At 71.9% G+C, this 14136-nt stretch carries 18 protein-coding genes; 1 reads left to right on the top strand and 17 read right to left on the bottom strand.

The window, feature by feature from the left end; all coding sequences use genetic code 11:
• Positions 1 to 16: 16 nt before the first annotated feature.
• The gene (locus FHX74_RS03600; RefSeq protein WP_182558668.1) at positions 17 to 1108 is read right to left on the bottom strand and encodes a sigma-70 family RNA polymerase sigma factor; all 1092 of its coding nucleotides are present in this window, start codon (positions 1106 to 1108) and stop codon (positions 17 to 19) included.
• 133 nt (positions 1109 to 1241) lie between these two features.
• Here FHX74_RS03600 and FHX74_RS03595 point away from each other — a divergent pair, with 133 nt between their 5' ends.
• A complete protein-coding gene (locus tag FHX74_RS03595; protein ID WP_220483407.1) occupies positions 1242 to 1664 on the top strand; it encodes a VOC family protein in 423 nt (140 codons plus the stop codon).
• Positions 1665 to 1713: 49 nt separating this feature from the next.
• Here the strand turns inward: FHX74_RS03595 and FHX74_RS03590 are convergent, their stop codons facing one another.
• The 16 genes from FHX74_RS03590 to rplN all read right to left on the bottom strand — a co-directional run bounded on the left by FHX74_RS03590 (position 1714) and on the right by rplN (position 14045).
• Positions 1714 to 3825: a prolyl oligopeptidase family serine peptidase gene (locus tag FHX74_RS03590; RefSeq protein ID WP_182558667.1), complete on the bottom strand. Its 2112-nt coding sequence runs from the start codon at positions 3823 to 3825 to the stop codon at positions 1714 to 1716.
• A 41-nt stretch (positions 3826 to 3866) separates the two neighbouring features.
• Positions 3867 to 5240: a sulfatase family protein gene (locus FHX74_RS03585; protein ID WP_182558666.1), complete on the bottom strand. Its 1374-nt coding sequence runs from the start codon at positions 5238 to 5240 to the stop codon at positions 3867 to 3869.
• 44 nt (positions 5241 to 5284) lie between these two features.
• On the bottom strand, positions 5285 to 6274 hold the full coding sequence (locus FHX74_RS03580) for an NAD-dependent epimerase/dehydratase family protein (protein ID WP_182558665.1): 990 nt from the start codon (positions 6272 to 6274) through the stop codon (positions 5285 to 5287).
• A gap of 447 nt (positions 6275 to 6721) precedes the next feature.
• Positions 6722 to 7558 (bottom strand): type I methionyl aminopeptidase, encoded by an 837-nt coding sequence (gene map, locus FHX74_RS03575; protein WP_182558664.1) that lies wholly within the window; start codon positions 7556 to 7558, stop codon positions 6722 to 6724.
• 22 nt (positions 7559 to 7580) lie between these two features.
• A complete protein-coding gene (locus FHX74_RS03570; RefSeq protein ID WP_182558663.1) occupies positions 7581 to 8168 on the bottom strand; it encodes an adenylate kinase in 588 nt (195 codons plus the stop codon).
• On the bottom strand, positions 8168 to 9475 hold the full coding sequence (secY, locus tag FHX74_RS03565) for a preprotein translocase subunit SecY (RefSeq protein ID WP_182558662.1): 1308 nt from the start codon (positions 9473 to 9475) through the stop codon (positions 8168 to 8170). The genes FHX74_RS03570 and secY overlap by 1 nt, the downstream gene beginning before the upstream one ends.
• A gap of 215 nt (positions 9476 to 9690) precedes the next feature.
• Positions 9691 to 10167, bottom strand: a complete 477-nt coding sequence (gene rplO / locus FHX74_RS03560; protein ID WP_182558661.1) for a 50S ribosomal protein L15 — start codon at positions 10165 to 10167, stop codon at positions 9691 to 9693.
• A 4-nt stretch (positions 10168 to 10171) separates the two neighbouring features.
• Positions 10172 to 10354: a 50S ribosomal protein L30 gene (gene rpmD, locus FHX74_RS03555; RefSeq protein WP_182558660.1), complete on the bottom strand. Its 183-nt coding sequence runs from the start codon at positions 10352 to 10354 to the stop codon at positions 10172 to 10174.
• Positions 10354 to 10944, bottom strand: a complete 591-nt coding sequence (gene rpsE / locus FHX74_RS03550; protein WP_182558659.1) for a 30S ribosomal protein S5 — start codon at positions 10942 to 10944, stop codon at positions 10354 to 10356. Before rpsE ends, rpmD begins: the two co-directional genes overlap by 1 nt.
• A 37-nt stretch (positions 10945 to 10981) precedes the next feature.
• Positions 10982 to 11380, bottom strand: a complete 399-nt coding sequence (gene rplR / locus FHX74_RS03545) for a 50S ribosomal protein L18 (protein WP_182558658.1) — start codon at positions 11378 to 11380, stop codon at positions 10982 to 10984.
• A 2-nt stretch (positions 11381 to 11382) separates the two neighbouring features.
• On the bottom strand, positions 11383 to 11925 hold the full coding sequence (gene rplF, locus FHX74_RS03540; protein WP_182558657.1) for a 50S ribosomal protein L6: 543 nt from the start codon (positions 11923 to 11925) through the stop codon (positions 11383 to 11385).
• A 27-nt stretch (positions 11926 to 11952) separates the two neighbouring features.
• A complete protein-coding gene (rpsH, locus tag FHX74_RS03535) occupies positions 11953 to 12360 on the bottom strand; it encodes a 30S ribosomal protein S8 (protein ID WP_182558656.1) in 408 nt (135 codons plus the stop codon).
• A 112-nt stretch (positions 12361 to 12472) separates the two neighbouring features.
• Entirely contained in the window at positions 12473 to 12658 is a 186-nt protein-coding gene (locus tag FHX74_RS03530) for a type Z 30S ribosomal protein S14 (RefSeq protein WP_182558655.1), read from the bottom strand.
• Positions 12659 to 12677: 19 nt separating this feature from the next.
• The gene (gene rplE / locus FHX74_RS03525; RefSeq protein WP_220483405.1) at positions 12678 to 13265 is read right to left on the bottom strand and encodes a 50S ribosomal protein L5; all 588 of its coding nucleotides are present in this window, start codon (positions 13263 to 13265) and stop codon (positions 12678 to 12680) included.
• Entirely contained in the window at positions 13265 to 13675 is a 411-nt protein-coding gene (gene rplX / locus FHX74_RS03520) for a 50S ribosomal protein L24 (protein ID WP_182558654.1), read from the bottom strand. The genes rplE and rplX overlap by 1 nt, the downstream gene beginning before the upstream one ends.
• Before the next feature lies 1 nt (position 13676).
• Entirely contained in the window at positions 13677 to 14045 is a 369-nt protein-coding gene (rplN, locus tag FHX74_RS03515; RefSeq protein WP_182558653.1) for a 50S ribosomal protein L14, read from the bottom strand.
• Positions 14046 to 14136: the final 91 nt, after the last annotated feature.

The raw sequence follows: 14136 nt of genomic DNA, 5'->3' as shown, positions 1-14136 counted from the left end.
CGGCGGGCGGGCCGGATCAGGCGAGCGCCGGGGTCTCCGCCACGTGCGTCATCGGCAGCCCGAACCGCTCGAACAGGCTGGTGTCGAAGTAGCAGGTCACGTGGGCGACCCGGCCGTCCCGGACGGTCAGCTGCTGGATCTGGAACGCCTTGTGCAGCCCGTCGTCCGGGTCGCGCATGTAGAGCGCGAAGCACGGCTGCCCGTTGGCCGTGACCGGGACCATGATCTGGTCGCCGGCCCGCTCGGCCGGGCACTTGTCGCTGATCAGCGCGCCGATCTGCTCGGCGCCCTGGTACCAGCCGGTGAACGGCGGCATCTCCCAGACCGCGTCGGCCTTGAGCAGCTCGACGATCCGGGCGACGTCGTAGTTCTCGAACGCCGCCGCGTACGCCCCGAGCAGCTCCCGCTGCCGGGGATCGCTCGGCTCAGCGGCCGCGGTCTGCTGACCCTGTTCCGGGTCGAGCTTGGCCAGGTGCGCCCGGGCCCGCTGGAGCGCCGAGTTCGCGGCGGCCACGCTGATCCCCAGCGTCTCGGCGACCTCGGAGGCGTGCCAGGCGAGCACGTCGCGGAGGATCAACACGGCCCGCTGCTGGGCGGTCAGGTGCTGCAGCGCGGCGACGAAGGCCAGCCGGATGCTCTCCCGGGTCACGGCCTCGGCGGCCGGGTCGGCGGTGGCCCTGCCCCAGACCAGGGCGTCCGGCAACGGCTCGAGCCAGCTGATCTCGGGCCGCGAGTCGAGCTCACCGCGCGGGTCGGCGCTGGGCTGGCCGAGCCCGGTGGGGAGCGGACGCTTCTCGCGCTTCTGCAACGCGGTCAGGCAGGTGTTGGTGGCGATCTGGTACATCCAGGTGCGCACCGAGGAGCGGTGCTCGAAGTTGTGGTAGGCCCGCCAGGCCCGCAGGTAGGTCTCCTGGACCAGGTCCTCGGCGTCCCCCGCGGACCCGAGCATCCGGTAGCAGTGCGCGATCAGCTCACCGCGCAGCGGCTCCACCTGGGGCCAGAAGCTGTCGTCCGCGTCCGCTTCCGGGGCAGTGGGCGTCGCGGGGCCGTCGGTCCCGGTCAGGTCGTCGGCGGAGTGGCGGGTGTCCGGGCGGGTCGGCGCGGTCATGGGCCGACGCTACCGGGACCCGCGATGAGTTTTCACCCCTTCCGAAGTCTTTCTCCACGAGGCACGCGACCGCGCGGGAGCCTCTGTCCGGCGAGCCCCGCGCCGGACCGCACCGAGCCAGCGAGGAGGGCTGATGAGCCGGATGACGTTCATCAACCTGCCGGTCCACGACCTCGGGCGGGCGGTCGCGTTCTACGCCGCGATCGGGTTCGACCCGAGTCCGGAGTGGTGCGACGGCGACGCCGCCTGTCTGAGCATCGGCCCGCGGCTCAAGCTGATGCTGCTCCGCCGGGACCGGTTCGCCGACTTCGTGGTCGGGCCGGTCGCCGACCCGGCCGCCGCCACCGCCGCGATCGTCTCGCTGTCCGCGGACAGCCGGGCCGAGGTGGACGCCCAGGTCGACCGCGCCCTCGCCCACGGCGGCCGGGCCTGGAAGGAGCCGGTCGACGCTGGCCCGCTCTACGGCCGCAGCTTCACCGACCCCGACGGCCACGTCTGGGAGACGCTCTTCCTCGACGTGGGCCGTGGCCCGGTCCAGGCCCTGCCGACGCCCTGACCGCACCGCCCCCGCGGAAATCAGACCGGCGGGATCAGGCGGGCGGCAGTCAGGCCGGCGGGGTCAGTCCGGTGTGGGCGGCGGCGAAGGCCAGCATGTCCGCGGTCTCGGCGACGGCCTTGTCGGTCGGCTTGCCGGCACCGTGGCCGACCGAGGTCTCGATCCGGGTCAGGATCGGTTCCTCCCCGGCCTGGGCCCGCTGCAGGGTGGCGGTGAACTTGTGGCTGTGCAGCGGCACGACGCGGTCGTCGTGGTCGCCGGTCAGCACCAGGGTCGCCGGGTAGTGCTCGCCGTCGCGGACGTTGTGCAGCGGCGAGTAGGCCAGCGCGACCGCGAAGTCGTCGGGGTCGTCGGGATCGCCGTAGTCCGACACCCAGGCCGACCCGATGGTGAACCTGTGGAACCGCAGCAGGTCGAGCACGCCGACCGCCGGGATCGCCGCCGCCATCAGCTCGGGGTGCTGGGTCAGCGTCGCGCCGACCAGCAGCCCGCCGTTGCTGCCGCCGTAGACCGCCAGCTGGTCGCGGCTGGTGATGCGGCTCGCGGCCAGGTCGCGCGCGACCGCCGCGAAGTCGTCGAAGACGTTCTGCTTGTGCTGCAGCCGTCCCGCGTCGTACCAGGGGGTGCCGAACTCGCCGCCACCGCGCAGGTTGGCGATCACCAGCACGCCGCCGGCCGCCAGCCAGGCCGGCCAGGCCGCCCGGTAGTCGGCCAGCACCGGGATCTTGAACCCGCCGTAGCCGTAGAGCAGGGTCGGTCGCGGCTGGTCGAGGTCGAGGTCGGCGCGGGTGATCACGAAGTACGGCACCTCGGTGCCGTCGGTGCTGCGCGCGCGGCGCCGCACCTGGCGCACCTGCGGCGGGACGAACGCGGGCGCGTCGTCGGTGCCGCCCTGGACCAGCTCGGGCAGCGCCCGGACCTCGCCGGTGGCCGCGTCGCAGCGGTAGGCGGTGGTCGGCGCGGTGACGTCGGACATCCCGACGAAGAACTCCGGGTCGCCCGGCTCGCCGGTCAACCCGACCAGCGCGCCGCCGGGCACCTCGACCCGGCCGTGGTCGGCGCCGTCCAGGCCGTAGCGGCGCAGCACCGGACGGGCGTCGTCCAGCCCGGCCACGATCAGCTCGTCCCCGGCCGCCAGCACCGAGGAGACGGTCAGCTCGGTCTGGCCGACCAGCTCGGTCCAGACCGCCCGGCCGCCGTCGAGGGCGTCGAGGTCGCAGCGGACCACCCGGCCGCGCTCGGCGTCGAGATCGGTGCTGAAGATCAGCGTGGACCCGGCGGACCGCACGAAGCCGAACTCCGCGACGGCCTCCGGGACGATGTCCAGCGCCTCGCCGAGCGTGCTGCCGGCGTCGTCGCCGGTGATCGGGAACACCCGCACCCGGTTGACGTTCTCGGTGCCGCGGACGATCGGGACGACCACCCAGCGGTCGTCGTGGCTGACGATCGGCCAGAACATCAGCCGTTCGTCGTCGGGGAACTCCATGATCACCGGGTCGTCGCTCTGCGGCGTGCCGACCCGGTGCAGCCGGAGCCGGGCGCCGCCCAGCGCGTCGGTCTGGGTGCCGGCGGCCCGGCCCTCGTGCTGGAAGTCGCAGTAGAGGTAGGAGGCGTGGTCGGGCAGCCACTCGGGCACCGAGAACTTGGTCTGGATCGGGGCGTCCTCGACCGGTTCGCCGGTGCCGAGGTCGAGCAGCCGGAAGTCGAGCCAGTCGCTGCCCCCCTCGCTGACCGCGTAGGCGAGCAACCGGCCGTCACCGCTGACCGACCAGTCGAGCACCGAGGTGGTGCCGTCGGCCGAGAGCGTGTTCGGGTCGACCACCACCCGGCCGCCCGCGAGCAGCTCCTCGAGGCTGTCGGCGGCGTAGACCACGTTCTGGTTCTGCCGCCCGTCGTTGCGGCTGACCAGGTAGCGGCCGCAGTGCCGGGACGGCACCCCCGCGCGCGGCCGGCGCATCACCGCGGCCATCGTGTCGAGGAACCAGTCGCGCGCCGGCAGCCGGTCGAGCCGGGCCCGGCTGAACGCGTTCTGCCGGCTCACCCAGTCCCCGGTCTCGGCGCTGTCAGGATCCTCGAGCCAGCGGTAGGGGTCGGCGATCTCGCGTCCGTGCAGGGTCTCGACCAGGTCGTCGCGACGGGTCTCGGGATAGTCCAGGGGCACGTCGGCAGCCTACGAGCCGCCGGCCCGGCACTCCGGGGCGGTCAGCCGTCCAGCACCGCGGCGGTCTCGCGGTGCAGCGGCGAGGTCACCGCCCCGTCGAGCAGCGGGTCGCCGGTGGCGGCCATCCAGTCCCGCAGCGCCGCGGCCAGCCGGTCGCGCTCCTCGCGGCAGTCCGGGTCGTCGGCCCGGTCGTGGACCTCGAGCGGGTCCTCGAGCAGGTCGTAGAGCTCGACCGGCGGGTGGTAGGTGGTCCACGGGTGGTCGGTCGGAGCGGCGGTGCAACGGCGCACCGTGCCCTGGCTGGGGTCCATGAAGGCCGGCGCCGAGCTGAAGTTGGCGATCAGCTTCCACCGCCGGTCGCGCACGCTCCGTCGCGGGTCGTAGTAGTCGTGATAGGTCATCTCGCCGTACACCCGCTCGCGGACCGCGGGCCCGCCGTCGAGCAGTCCGCGGAAGCTGATCCCGTGCCGCTGTGGGCCGGCCGGGTCGAGCCCGAGCAGGTCGAGCAGGGTCGGCACGACGTCGACGTTGGCCAGCGGCGCGTCGACCTGGCGGCCGCCGGTCCACCCACCGGCCGGCCAGCGGACCAGGAAGGCGACGGCGAGCCCGGGTTCGTAGAGCGAGCACTTGGCCCGCGGCAGGGCGAGGCCGTGGTCGGTGGTGAAGATCGTCACCGTGTCGTCGGCGACCCCGCTGGCCCCGAGCGCGGCGAGCACCCGGCCGACCCCGGCGTCCATCGCCCGGATCGCTCCCTGGAGCTCGGCGACCTCGGTGCGTGCTCCGGCGTCGTCGACCAGCCACGGCGGCACCGCCACCCCGCGCTCGGTGTCGGGCTCGAGGTGGTCGCCGAGGAAGCCCATCACCCCCTCGGGGTCGCGGGATCCGGGCAGCCGGTGCGGTTCGGTGAACCCGAGCTGCAGGTAGAACGGCCGGTCGCCGGCGGCCAGCCGGGCGACCGTCTCCTCGCCCCGGGCCGCGACCTCGTCGACCAGGCCCCCGGTCCGGACCCTGTCGAAGCCGAGCCGGGCGGCCAGCTCGTCGTCCGGACGACGGCGCGACTCGTGGTGCATGCCGACCAGCTCGGTGGCGTACCCGGCCTCGGCGAGCAGCCCGCCGAGGTGGCGCTCGGCGGGGTGAAGGTCCCAGCCGAAGTGGTCGTGGGTGAGCCCGAGGACGCCGTTGGCGTGCGGCCAGCGGCCGGTGAACAACGCGGCCCGCGACGGGCTGCACTGGGGTGCGGCGGCGGACATCGAGGTGCAGCGGACGCCGTCCCCGGCCAGCCGGTCGAGGTGCGGGCTGACCACCGTCGGGTTGTCGTAGCAGCCGAGGTGCCGGCCCAGGTCGTGGCAGTGCACCAGCAGCACGTGGGGCCGCCCCCGGCTCCCGGCCGGGGTCGCGCTCGGGACGTCGTTCACGGGCTCATGCCACCACACCGGCCGCCGGGCCGCGGCGGCAGCCGTCAGCCGGCGAGCAGTCGCGCCTCGAGCTCGGCGGGCAGCCCGGCCCCGGGCCGGGCGGGCGGCTGCTCGGCGCGCAACCAGTCCCAGACGTCGCTGACGGTCTGCTCGACCGTCCGGGTGACCAGCCCGGTCTCCCGGGCGCGCGGCGTCGCCACCTGCCAGGCCGTCGCGGCGACGTCGGCGGGCAGCCAGAACGGGAGGTGCGTCCACGGTTCGACACCCGCCTCGAGCAGGGTCGCCTCGGGCAGCGGGACGAGCTCGACGTCGGCGCCGGTGACGCGGACGCAGGTCTCGAGCAGGCCGCCGAGGGTGATCAGGTCCGACGGTCCGGTGGCGTTGACCCCGCCGCGCCAGCCCTGCTCGGCGCCGCGGACCAGCCAGTCGGCGAGGTCGCGGGCGTCGACGATCGCCATCGGCTGGTCGAGCGTCTCCGGGACCACCACCCGCCCGCCGGCCCCGATCCGCCGGAGCCACCAGCCGAGCCGCTCGAGCGGGTCGTACGGACCGCAGATCAGCCCGGCGCGGGCCAGCAGGACCGGCACGTCGAGCGCGGCGGTCAACCGGCGCTCGGCCCAGGCCTTGGTCGGACCGTAGTCCTCGGCCCCCTCGAGGACGGTGTCCTCGGGCCAGGTCGGGTCGTCGTCGGAGCCGACCGGCCCGGGCGGCCAGCCCGCGTAGGCGTTGATGCTGCTGACGAAGGCGTAGCCGCGCAGGTCGGCCCCGGCCGGCCCGGCCAGCGTCTCGGCCGCCTGGGTGGCGGCGGCCCGGCTCTGGCACGAGCAGTCGACCACCAGCTCCGGCCGCCACTCCCCCAGCGCCGCGCCGAGGTCGCCCGCCACCTCGCGGTCGCCGTGCAGGTCCCGGACGCCCTCCGGCGCCCGCCCGCTCCGGCCCCGGGTGAACGTCGCCACCTCGTGCCCGCGCGCCAGCCCCGCCGCCACCACGTGCCGTCCGAGGAAGTGGGTCCCGCCCAGGACCAGAAGTCGCATCCCCCCAGTCCAGCGGCCCCGACGGCGTCCGTCGACCCCTTTCGCGCAGAGCGAGCACCCGTCACCCCGGAGCGGCAGCCCGCACGCAGTGCGGTGCTCCGCCACCCCCGCCGTCCGAGCGCCGTCCGCTCAGGTGCGCCGGGGGTGGGGACAGGGTGACCGGGTGTGGTCGGGCGTCTGAGCGGAGCGCGCGCGGAGCCGAGCCCGGGCAGTGGGGTGTACGCGCTCCGCGAGGCGGGCGGGACACCCTGTCCCCACCCCCGCGCGGCGCTCGCGCTTCGACAGGCTCAGCGCACGCTCGCCCCTCGCTTTGACAGGCTCAGCGGACGTCCTGCCCGCGCTTCGACAGGCTCAGCGCACGCTCTCCCCGCGCTTCGACACGCTCGGCGGATGTCCTCCGCGCGCTCCGACAGGCTCAGCGCACGCTCGCCCCGCGCTCGCCGCGCGTCAGTCGGCCAGGGGTCCGAAGGGGGCTCCAAGCTCGGCGAGCCGCTGCTCTCCCCCGTCCTCGGCGGTCAGCACCCAGAGCCCGTGCTCGGTGACCGCGACGGTGTGCTCCCAGTGCGCCGCCAGCGAGCCGTCGTCGGTGACCACGGTCCAGCCGTCGTCGAGCAGGGTGTTCGCCGGCGAGCCGGCGGTGAGCATCGGCTCGATGGCCAGCGCCATCCCGACGGTGATCCGCGGGCCGCGACCGGCGCGGCCGAGGTTGGGGACGTCCGGGGCCTGGTGCATGGCCGAGCCGATCCCGTGGCCGACGTACTCCTCGACGATCCCGTAGCGACCGGCCACCAAGGCCTCGACCGCGGCGGACACGTCGCCGATCTGCCGCCCGGAGCGGACCGCGGCGATGCCGGCCCACATCGCCTCGCGGGTGACCCGGCTCAGCTCGGCCGCCTCGGGGGTGATCGAGCCGACCGGGAGGGTGCGGGCCGCGTCCCCGTGCCAGCCGTCCACGATCGCCCCGCAGTCGACCGAGATCAGGTCGCCCTCGGCGAGCACCCGGTCACCCGGCACGCCGTGGACGACCTCGGAGTTGACCGACAGGCAGGTGACCCCGGCGAACCCGCCGTGGCCGTCGACCGCGCCGTAGTCGAGGAACGACGGCTGCGCGCCCGCGGAGGCGATCACCTGGGCGGCGACGGCGTCGAGCTCGGCGGTGGTGATCCCGGGCCGCAGCTCGGCGGCCACGGCGCTCAGCGCGCGGGCGACCACCAGACCGGCCCGACGCATGGCGCGCAGCTGGTCGGGCCGCTTGACCTCGATCCTGCGCCGCGAGCCGAACACCGAGAGCCCGACCCGTCGCGTCTCAGTGCGCGGCGGCGGGGGTCTGGTGGGTGTCGAGCGCAGTGAAGATCCGCCGGCGGACCTCGTCCACCTCGCCGATGCCGTCCACCTCGACCAGCAGCCCGCGCTCGGCGTAGACCTCGAGCAGCGGTGAGGTCTGGTCGGCGTAGACCTGCTGCCGGGTCCGGATGGCCTCCTCGCTGTCGTCCTCGCGGCCCTCGATCTCGGCCCGCTTGGTGAGCCGGGCGACGATCTCGTCGGGGTCGGCGGTCAGCGAGATCACCGCGTCGAGCGCGTGACCGTGGTCGGCCAGCAGCTTGTCCAGCGACTCGACCTGGACCAGGGTCCGCGGGTAGCCGTCGAGCAGGAAGCCCGGCTCGGCGTCGGGCTGGTCGAGGCGCTCGGCCACCATCGCGTTGGTGATGTCGTCGCCGATGTAGCCGCCGTCGGCCATGATCTGGCGAACGTGGCGGGCCAGCTCGCTCTCCGAGGTGCGCATCGCCCGGAACATGTCGCCGGTCGAGATCGCCGGGATCCCGTAGTGCTCGGCGATGGCCAGGGACTGGGTCCCCTTGCCCGCCCCCGGCGGGCCCATGATCAGCAGACGCATCAGCGGAGGAACCCTTCGTAGTTTCGTTGCTGCAGCTGGCTCTCGATCTGCTTCACCGTGTCCAGCCCCACCCCGACGATGATGAGCAGCGAGGTGCCACCGAAAGGGAAGTTCTGGTTGGCGTTGAGCAGGGCCAGCGCGATCATCGGCAGCAACGCGATGATGCCCAGGTAGAGCGAGCCCGGCGCGGTCAGCCGGGTCAGCACGAAGCCGAGGTAGTCCTCGGTCGGCTTGCCGGCCCGGATGCCGGGGATGAACCCGCCGTACTTCTTCATGTTGTCCGCGACCTCGACCGGGTTGAACGTGATCGAGACGTAGAAGTAGGCGAAGAAGATGATCAGGACGAAGAAGATCGCCATGTAGTACGGGTGGTTGCCCCGCACCAGGTGGGCCGAGATCCAGGCCGCGCCCGGACCGTCGGGTTTGAACTGCGCGTAGAGCACCGGCAGGTACATCAGCGAGCTGGCGAAGATGACCGGGATGACCCCGGCCTGGTTGACCTTGAGCGGGATGTAGGTGGTGGTGCCGCCGAACAGGCGCCGACCGACCATCCGCTTGGCGTACTGCACCGGGATCCGGCGCTGGCTCTGCTCGATGAAGATTACACCGGCCATCACCAGCAGCCCGACGCCGATGACCAGCAGGAAGACGATCCAGCCCTGGCTGCCCGGACGCTGCTGCTTGATGCTCCACAGGCCCTGCGGGACGGTGGCGCAGATCTGGGTGAAGATCATCACCGACATGCCGTTGCCGACGCCGCGCTCGGTGATGAGTTCGCCGAGCCACATGATGACGCTGGTGCCGGCGGTCATGGTCAGGATCATCACGACGATCGGGAAGACGCTCTTGTCGTAGACGATGCCGGTGCAGTTGGTGAACAGCTGGTCGTTGGCCGCGTAGGTCACGAACGCGGTCGCGTTCAGCACCGCCAGCACCAGGGTCAGGTACCGGGTGTACTGGGTGATCTTGTTCTGGCCCGACTGGCCCTCCTTCTTGAGGGCCTCCAGCCGTGGGATCACCACGGTGAGCAGCTGCAGGATGATGCTCGCGGTGATGTAGGGCATGATCCCCAGCGCGAACACCGCCAGGTGCAGCAGCGCGCCGCCGGAGAACAGGTTGATCAGCGAGTACAGCCCGGCCCGGTCGCTCGCGGCGGCCTGGGTGGCGCAGGTGTTGAGCTGGCCGATGTTGACGTTCGGCACCGGCACCGAGGCGCCGAGCCGGAAGATCGCCATGATCCCGAGGGTGAACAGGATCTTCTTGCGCAGGTCAGGTGTCCTGAACGCGTTCACGAAGGCGGAGAGCAACCCAAGTCCTTCTCTCTGATCTGCTGTGACCTGTCGTCCCCGCGGGCCCGGCTCCGGGCCGGAGACCGCTCGACTCTATCAAGCGGACCCGGCTCGGACACCCTCACGAGCTGTGACCCCGGACGCGCCTGAGCGGAGGCGGGGAGGCCCCGGGAACGACGAAGGGCGGCCCGGTCGCCCGGGTCGCCCTCCTGTCGGTTCGGTGTGCGCGTGCCTCAGAGCTCGGTCGCGGTGCCGCCGGCGGCCGCGATCTTCTCCTTGGCGCTGGCCGAGAAGGCGTGCGCGGTGACCTGGACGGCCACCGTCAGCTCGCCGCTGCCCAGCACCTTGACCGGCAGCCCCGGACGCACCGCGCCCAGGTCGGCCAGCGACTCGGCGCTGACCTCGCCACCCTGCGGGTAGAGCGCGCTCAGCTTGTCCAGGTTGACCACCTGGTACTCGGTCCGGAACGGGTTCTTGAAGCCGCGCAGCTTCGGCAGCCGCTGCTGCAGCGGCATCTGCCCGCCCTCGAAGTTGGGCCGGATGTTGTTCCGGGCCTTGGAGCCCTTGGTGCCGCGCCCGGCGGTCTTGCCCTTGGACCCCTCACCACGGCCGACCCGGGTCTTGGCGGTCTTCGCCCCCGGGGCCGGACGCAGGTGGTGGACCCGCAGCCCGGTGCCGGCGCGGCGGGTCTCGTCGCTCGTCTCGCTCATGTCGTTACTCGACCTCCTCCACGTTGACCAGGTGGGTCACCGTGGCGATCATGCCCCGGATCTCGGGACGGTCCTCGTGCGCGGCGCAGTCGCCGATCCGCTTCAGCCCGAGGCTGCGCAGCGTGTTCCGCTGGTTCGCCTTGCCGCCGATGCTGGAACGCACCTGGGTCACCTTGAGCCGCGGCATCAGTGCACCGCCGCCCGGGCCTTGAGCAGGGCGGCCGGCGCGACGTCCTCCACGGACTTGCCGCGGCGACGCGCCACCTCCTCCGGCTCCTCCAGGTTCTGCAGCGCCTGGACGGTCGCGTGCACCACGTTGATGGCGTTCGCCGAGCCCAGCGACTTGGCCAGCACGTCGTGGACGCCGGCGCACTCGAGCACGGCGCGGCAGGCGCCGCCCGCGATCACGCCGGTACCGGGCGAAGCCGGGCGCAGCATGACCACGCCGGCGGCCTTCTCACCCTGGACCGGGTGCGGGATCGTGCTCTGCACCCGGGGCACCCGGAAGAAGTGCTTCTTGGCCTCCTCGACGCCCTTGGCGATCGCCGCGGGCACCTCCTTGGCCTTGCCGTAGCCGATGCCGACCGAGCCGTCGCCGTCGCCCACCACGACCAGCGCGGTGAAGCTGAACCGGCGGCCGCCCTTGACGACCTTCGCGACCCGGTTGATGGTCACGACCTTCTCGATGTAGTTCCCGCGGTCCTGCTGCTGGCCACGACGATCGTCCCGGCCGCGACGCTCACCGCCACCGCCACCGCGGCGCTGTGATCCACTCATCGCTTTTCCTTACTCCTCGGTTCGATTCCGTCGTGGGCTAGAAGCCCAGTCCACCCTCGCGCGCGCCGTCGGCCAGTGCCGCGACCCGCCCGTGGTACCTGTTGCCGGCCCGGTCGAAGACGACCTGCTCGACACCGGCCGCCTTGGCCCGCTCGGCGACCAGCTGGCCGACCTGCTTGGCCTTGTCCGACTTGTCGCCGGTGGCGGTCCGCACCGGGACCTCCATCGAGGACGCCGAGGCCAGCGTGTGGCCGGCGACGTCGTCGATCACCTGGGCGGTGATGTGCCGGGCCGACCGGAAGACGACCAGCCGGGGCCGCTCGGGCAGCCCGGAGATCCGCTTCCGGCCCCGCACCTGCCGACGGAACCGCGAGGCGGTCTTCGCCGAGGTGTGCTTGGGAGCGGACAGCGACTGCGTGTTCTGAGAACGGGGCATCGTCACTTACCAGCCTTTCCGACCTTGCGGCGGACGTGCTCGCCCGCGTACCTCACGCCCTTGCCCTTGTAGGGCTCCGGCTTGCGCAGCTTGCGGATGTTGGCCGCGACCTCACCGACCTGCTGCTTGTCGATCCCGAGGACCGTGAACCGGGTGTTCGACTCGACGGTGAACGTGATGCCCTCGGGGGCCTTCACCCGCACCGGGTGACTGAACCCGAGCGCGAACTCGAGCTCGGTCGGGCTCTTGGCCTGGACGCGGTAACCCACGCCGACGATCTCGAGCTTCTTCTCGTAGCCCGTGCTGACCCCGGTGACCATGTTGGCGACCAGGGTGCGGCTCAGGCCGTGCAGCGACTTGGCGACCCGCTCGTCGTTCGGGCGGCGCAGCTCGATCTGGCCCTCGTCGTTGCGGACGACGGTGATCGGCTCGACCACGGTGTGCTGCAGGGTGCCCTTGGGGCCCTTGACCGACACGTTCTGGCCGTCGAGGTTCACCTCGACGCCCGACGGGACGGGGATCGGCAACTTTCCGATGCGCGACATCTCTCGCTCTCCTCTCTCAGTCCCCGGTCACCAGACGTAGGCGAGGACTTCCCCGCCAACGCTCTTGTAGTGGGCATCCCGGTCGGTCAGCAGACCCTGGGAGGTGGAGATGATCGCGATCCCGAGGCCGCCGAGCACCTTGGGGAGACCGGTCGACTTGGCGTACACCCGCAGACCCGGCTTCGAGATCCGCCGCACGCCAGCGATCGAGCGCTCCCGGTTCTGGCCGTACTTGAGGGTGATCTTGAGGGTCTTGCCGACCTCGCCCTCCTTGGGGTCGTCGACCTGGTAGGAGGCGATGTAGCCCTCCTTGACCAGGATCTCGGCGATCCCGACCTTGATCTTGCTGTGCGGCATCACCGTCTCGTCGTGGTACGCCTGGCTGGCGTTCCGGACGCGGGTCAGCATGTCCGCAATCGGATCCGTCATCGTCATGACTGTCGTACTTCTTTCTCGACGTGGTTTCCCGTGCCGGGACCTGTCATCGCTGTGTGGTGTCCGCGCCCGGCCGTCGGCCGGTCACGGAGTGTGGCTTCGGAGGTCAGGGTCACCAGGAGGACTTGGTGATACCGGGCAGCTCGCCGCGGTGCGCCATCTCGCGCAGGCAGATCCGGCACAGGCCGAACTTCTTGTAGACGGCCTGCGGCCGGCCGCAGCGCTGGCACCGGGTGTAGGCGCGGACGCCGAACTTCGGCTTGCGGGCCTGCTTCACCTTGAGGGCGGTCTTGGCCATGGTTACTCCTCTCCCGGTCTCAGTTGGTCCGGAACGGGAAGCCGAGCTGACGCAGCAGCGCCCGGCCCTCGTCGTCGGTGCTCGCGGTGGTCACGAAGGTGATGTCCATGCCCCGGGACCGGTCGATCCGGTCCTGGTCGATCTCGTGGAACATCACCTGCTCGCTCAACCCGAAGGTGTAGTTGCCGTGCCCGTCGAACTGCTTCGGGCTCAGCCCGCGGAAGTCGCGGATCCGGGGCAGCGCCAGGCTCAGCAGCCGGTCGGCGAACTCCCACATCCGGGCCCCGCGCAGCGTCACGTGGGCGCCGATCGGCATCCCCTCGCGCAGCTTGAACTGGGCGATCGACTTCCGGGCCCGGGTCACCTGCGGCTTCTGCCCGGTGATGGTGGCCAGGTCGCGGGTCGCGCCGTCGATCAGCTTCGAGTCGCGCGCAGCCTCGCCGACACCCATGTTGACCGTGATCTTGACCAGGCCGGGCACCAGCATCGGGTTGGCGTAGCCGAACTCGGACTGCAGGGCCGGCTTGATCTCGTCGCGGTAGCGCTGGAGCAGCCGCGGCACGTACCCGGAGGTGGTACCGGACTTCTCGGTGGTCTCGGTGGTCATCAGATCTCCTCACCGGTCTTGCGGGCGATCCGCACCGAGCGGAAACCCTGGTACTCCGAGCCGTCCGGGCGACGCTTGGTCACCTCGGTCCGCTCGTAGCCGACCCGGGTGACGACCTCCTTGCCGTCGGCGTCCTTGACCACGAGCTGCACGTTCGAGACGTGGATCGGGGCCTCGGAGCTGACGATGCCGCCCTTGGTGGTGCGACCACCCTGCGGCTGGCTCGAGGTGTCACGCAGGTGGCGCTTGACGATGTTGACGCCGGCCACGGTCACCTTCTGGCGCTCGGGGAACACCGCGAGCACCTCACCGACCAGGCCCTTGTCCTTGCCGGCGATGACCTTCACCCGGTCACCCTTGACGACGTGCAGCTTGTTCTGCGCCTTGCTCGAGGTCTTGTGCTGGGTCATGTCAGATCACCTCCGGGGCGAGCGAGATGATGCGCATGAAGCGCTTCTCGCGCAGCTCGCGGCCGACCGGGCCGAAGATGCGGGTCCCGCGCGGCTCGCCGTCCTGACGCAGGATGACCGCGGCGTTCTCGTCGAACTTGATGTAGGAACCGTCGACCCGACGGTTCTGCTTGACGGTCCGGACGACGACGGCCTTGACCACGTCGCCCTTCTTCACGTTGCCGCCCGGGATCGCGTCCTTGACCGTGGCCACGATCACGTCACCGATGCCGGCGTAACGGCGTCCGGAGCCGCCGAGCACGCGGATGCACAAGATCTCCTTGGCTCCGGTGTTGTCGGCGACCTTGAGCCGCGACTCCTGCTGGATCATCTGTCTTCTCTCCTGGTTGTCGCACCGGTTCCCTCACGGGCCTGGTGGAACTTCACTTCCGACGGCGCTGCGCCCATCGACGGGGCCGGGG

Source organism: Microlunatus kandeliicorticis, from assembly GCF_014137855.1.
In the GTDB taxonomy this organism is placed as follows: Bacteria; Actinomycetota; Actinomycetes; order Propionibacteriales; family Propionibacteriaceae; genus Microlunatus; species Microlunatus kandeliicorticis.
The sequence above is the reverse complement of the archived record's forward strand: the minus strand, read 5'-3'. Positions and strand labels throughout refer to the sequence as shown.

Excerpts from the sequence above, each read along its gene's own strand:
- FHX74_RS03600 (WP_182558668.1), bottom strand. The coding sequence starts at position 1,108 with ATGACCGCGCCGACCCGCCCGGACACCCGCCACTCCGCCGACGACCTG.
- FHX74_RS03595 (WP_220483407.1), top strand. The coding sequence starts at position 1,242 with ATGAGCCGGATGACGTTCATCAACCTGCCGGTCCACGACCTCGGGCGG.
- FHX74_RS03580 (WP_182558665.1), bottom strand. The coding sequence starts at position 6,274 with ATGCGACTTCTGGTCCTGGGCGGGACCCACTTCCTCGGACGGCACGTG.
- FHX74_RS03570 (WP_182558663.1), bottom strand. The coding sequence starts at position 8,168 with ATGCGTCTGCTGATCATGGGCCCGCCGGGGGCGGGCAAGGGGACCCAG.
- rplO (WP_182558661.1), bottom strand. The coding sequence starts at position 10,167 with ATGAGCGAGACGAGCGACGAGACCCGCCGCGCCGGCACCGGGCTGCGG.
- rpmD (WP_182558660.1), bottom strand. The coding sequence starts at position 10,354 with ATGCCGCGGCTCAAGGTGACCCAGGTGCGTTCCAGCATCGGCGGCAAG.
- rpsE (WP_182558659.1), bottom strand. The coding sequence starts at position 10,944 with ATGAGTGGATCACAGCGCCGCGGTGGCGGTGGCGGTGAGCGTCGCGGC.
- rplR (WP_182558658.1), bottom strand. The coding sequence starts at position 11,380 with ATGCCCCGTTCTCAGAACACGCAGTCGCTGTCCGCTCCCAAGCACACC.
- rplF (WP_182558657.1), bottom strand. The coding sequence starts at position 11,925 with ATGTCGCGCATCGGAAAGTTGCCGATCCCCGTCCCGTCGGGCGTCGAG.
- rpsH (WP_182558656.1), bottom strand. The coding sequence starts at position 12,360 with ATGACGATGACGGATCCGATTGCGGACATGCTGACCCGCGTCCGGAAC.
- FHX74_RS03530 (WP_182558655.1), bottom strand. The coding sequence starts at position 12,658 with ATGGCCAAGACCGCCCTCAAGGTGAAGCAGGCCCGCAAGCCGAAGTTC.
- rplE (WP_220483405.1), bottom strand. The coding sequence starts at position 13,265 with ATGACCACCGAGACCACCGAGAAGTCCGGTACCACCTCCGGGTACGTG.
- rplX (WP_182558654.1), bottom strand. The coding sequence starts at position 13,675 with ATGACCCAGCACAAGACCTCGAGCAAGGCGCAGAACAAGCTGCACGTC.
- rplN (WP_182558653.1), bottom strand. The coding sequence starts at position 14,045 with ATGATCCAGCAGGAGTCGCGGCTCAAGGTCGCCGACAACACCGGAGCC.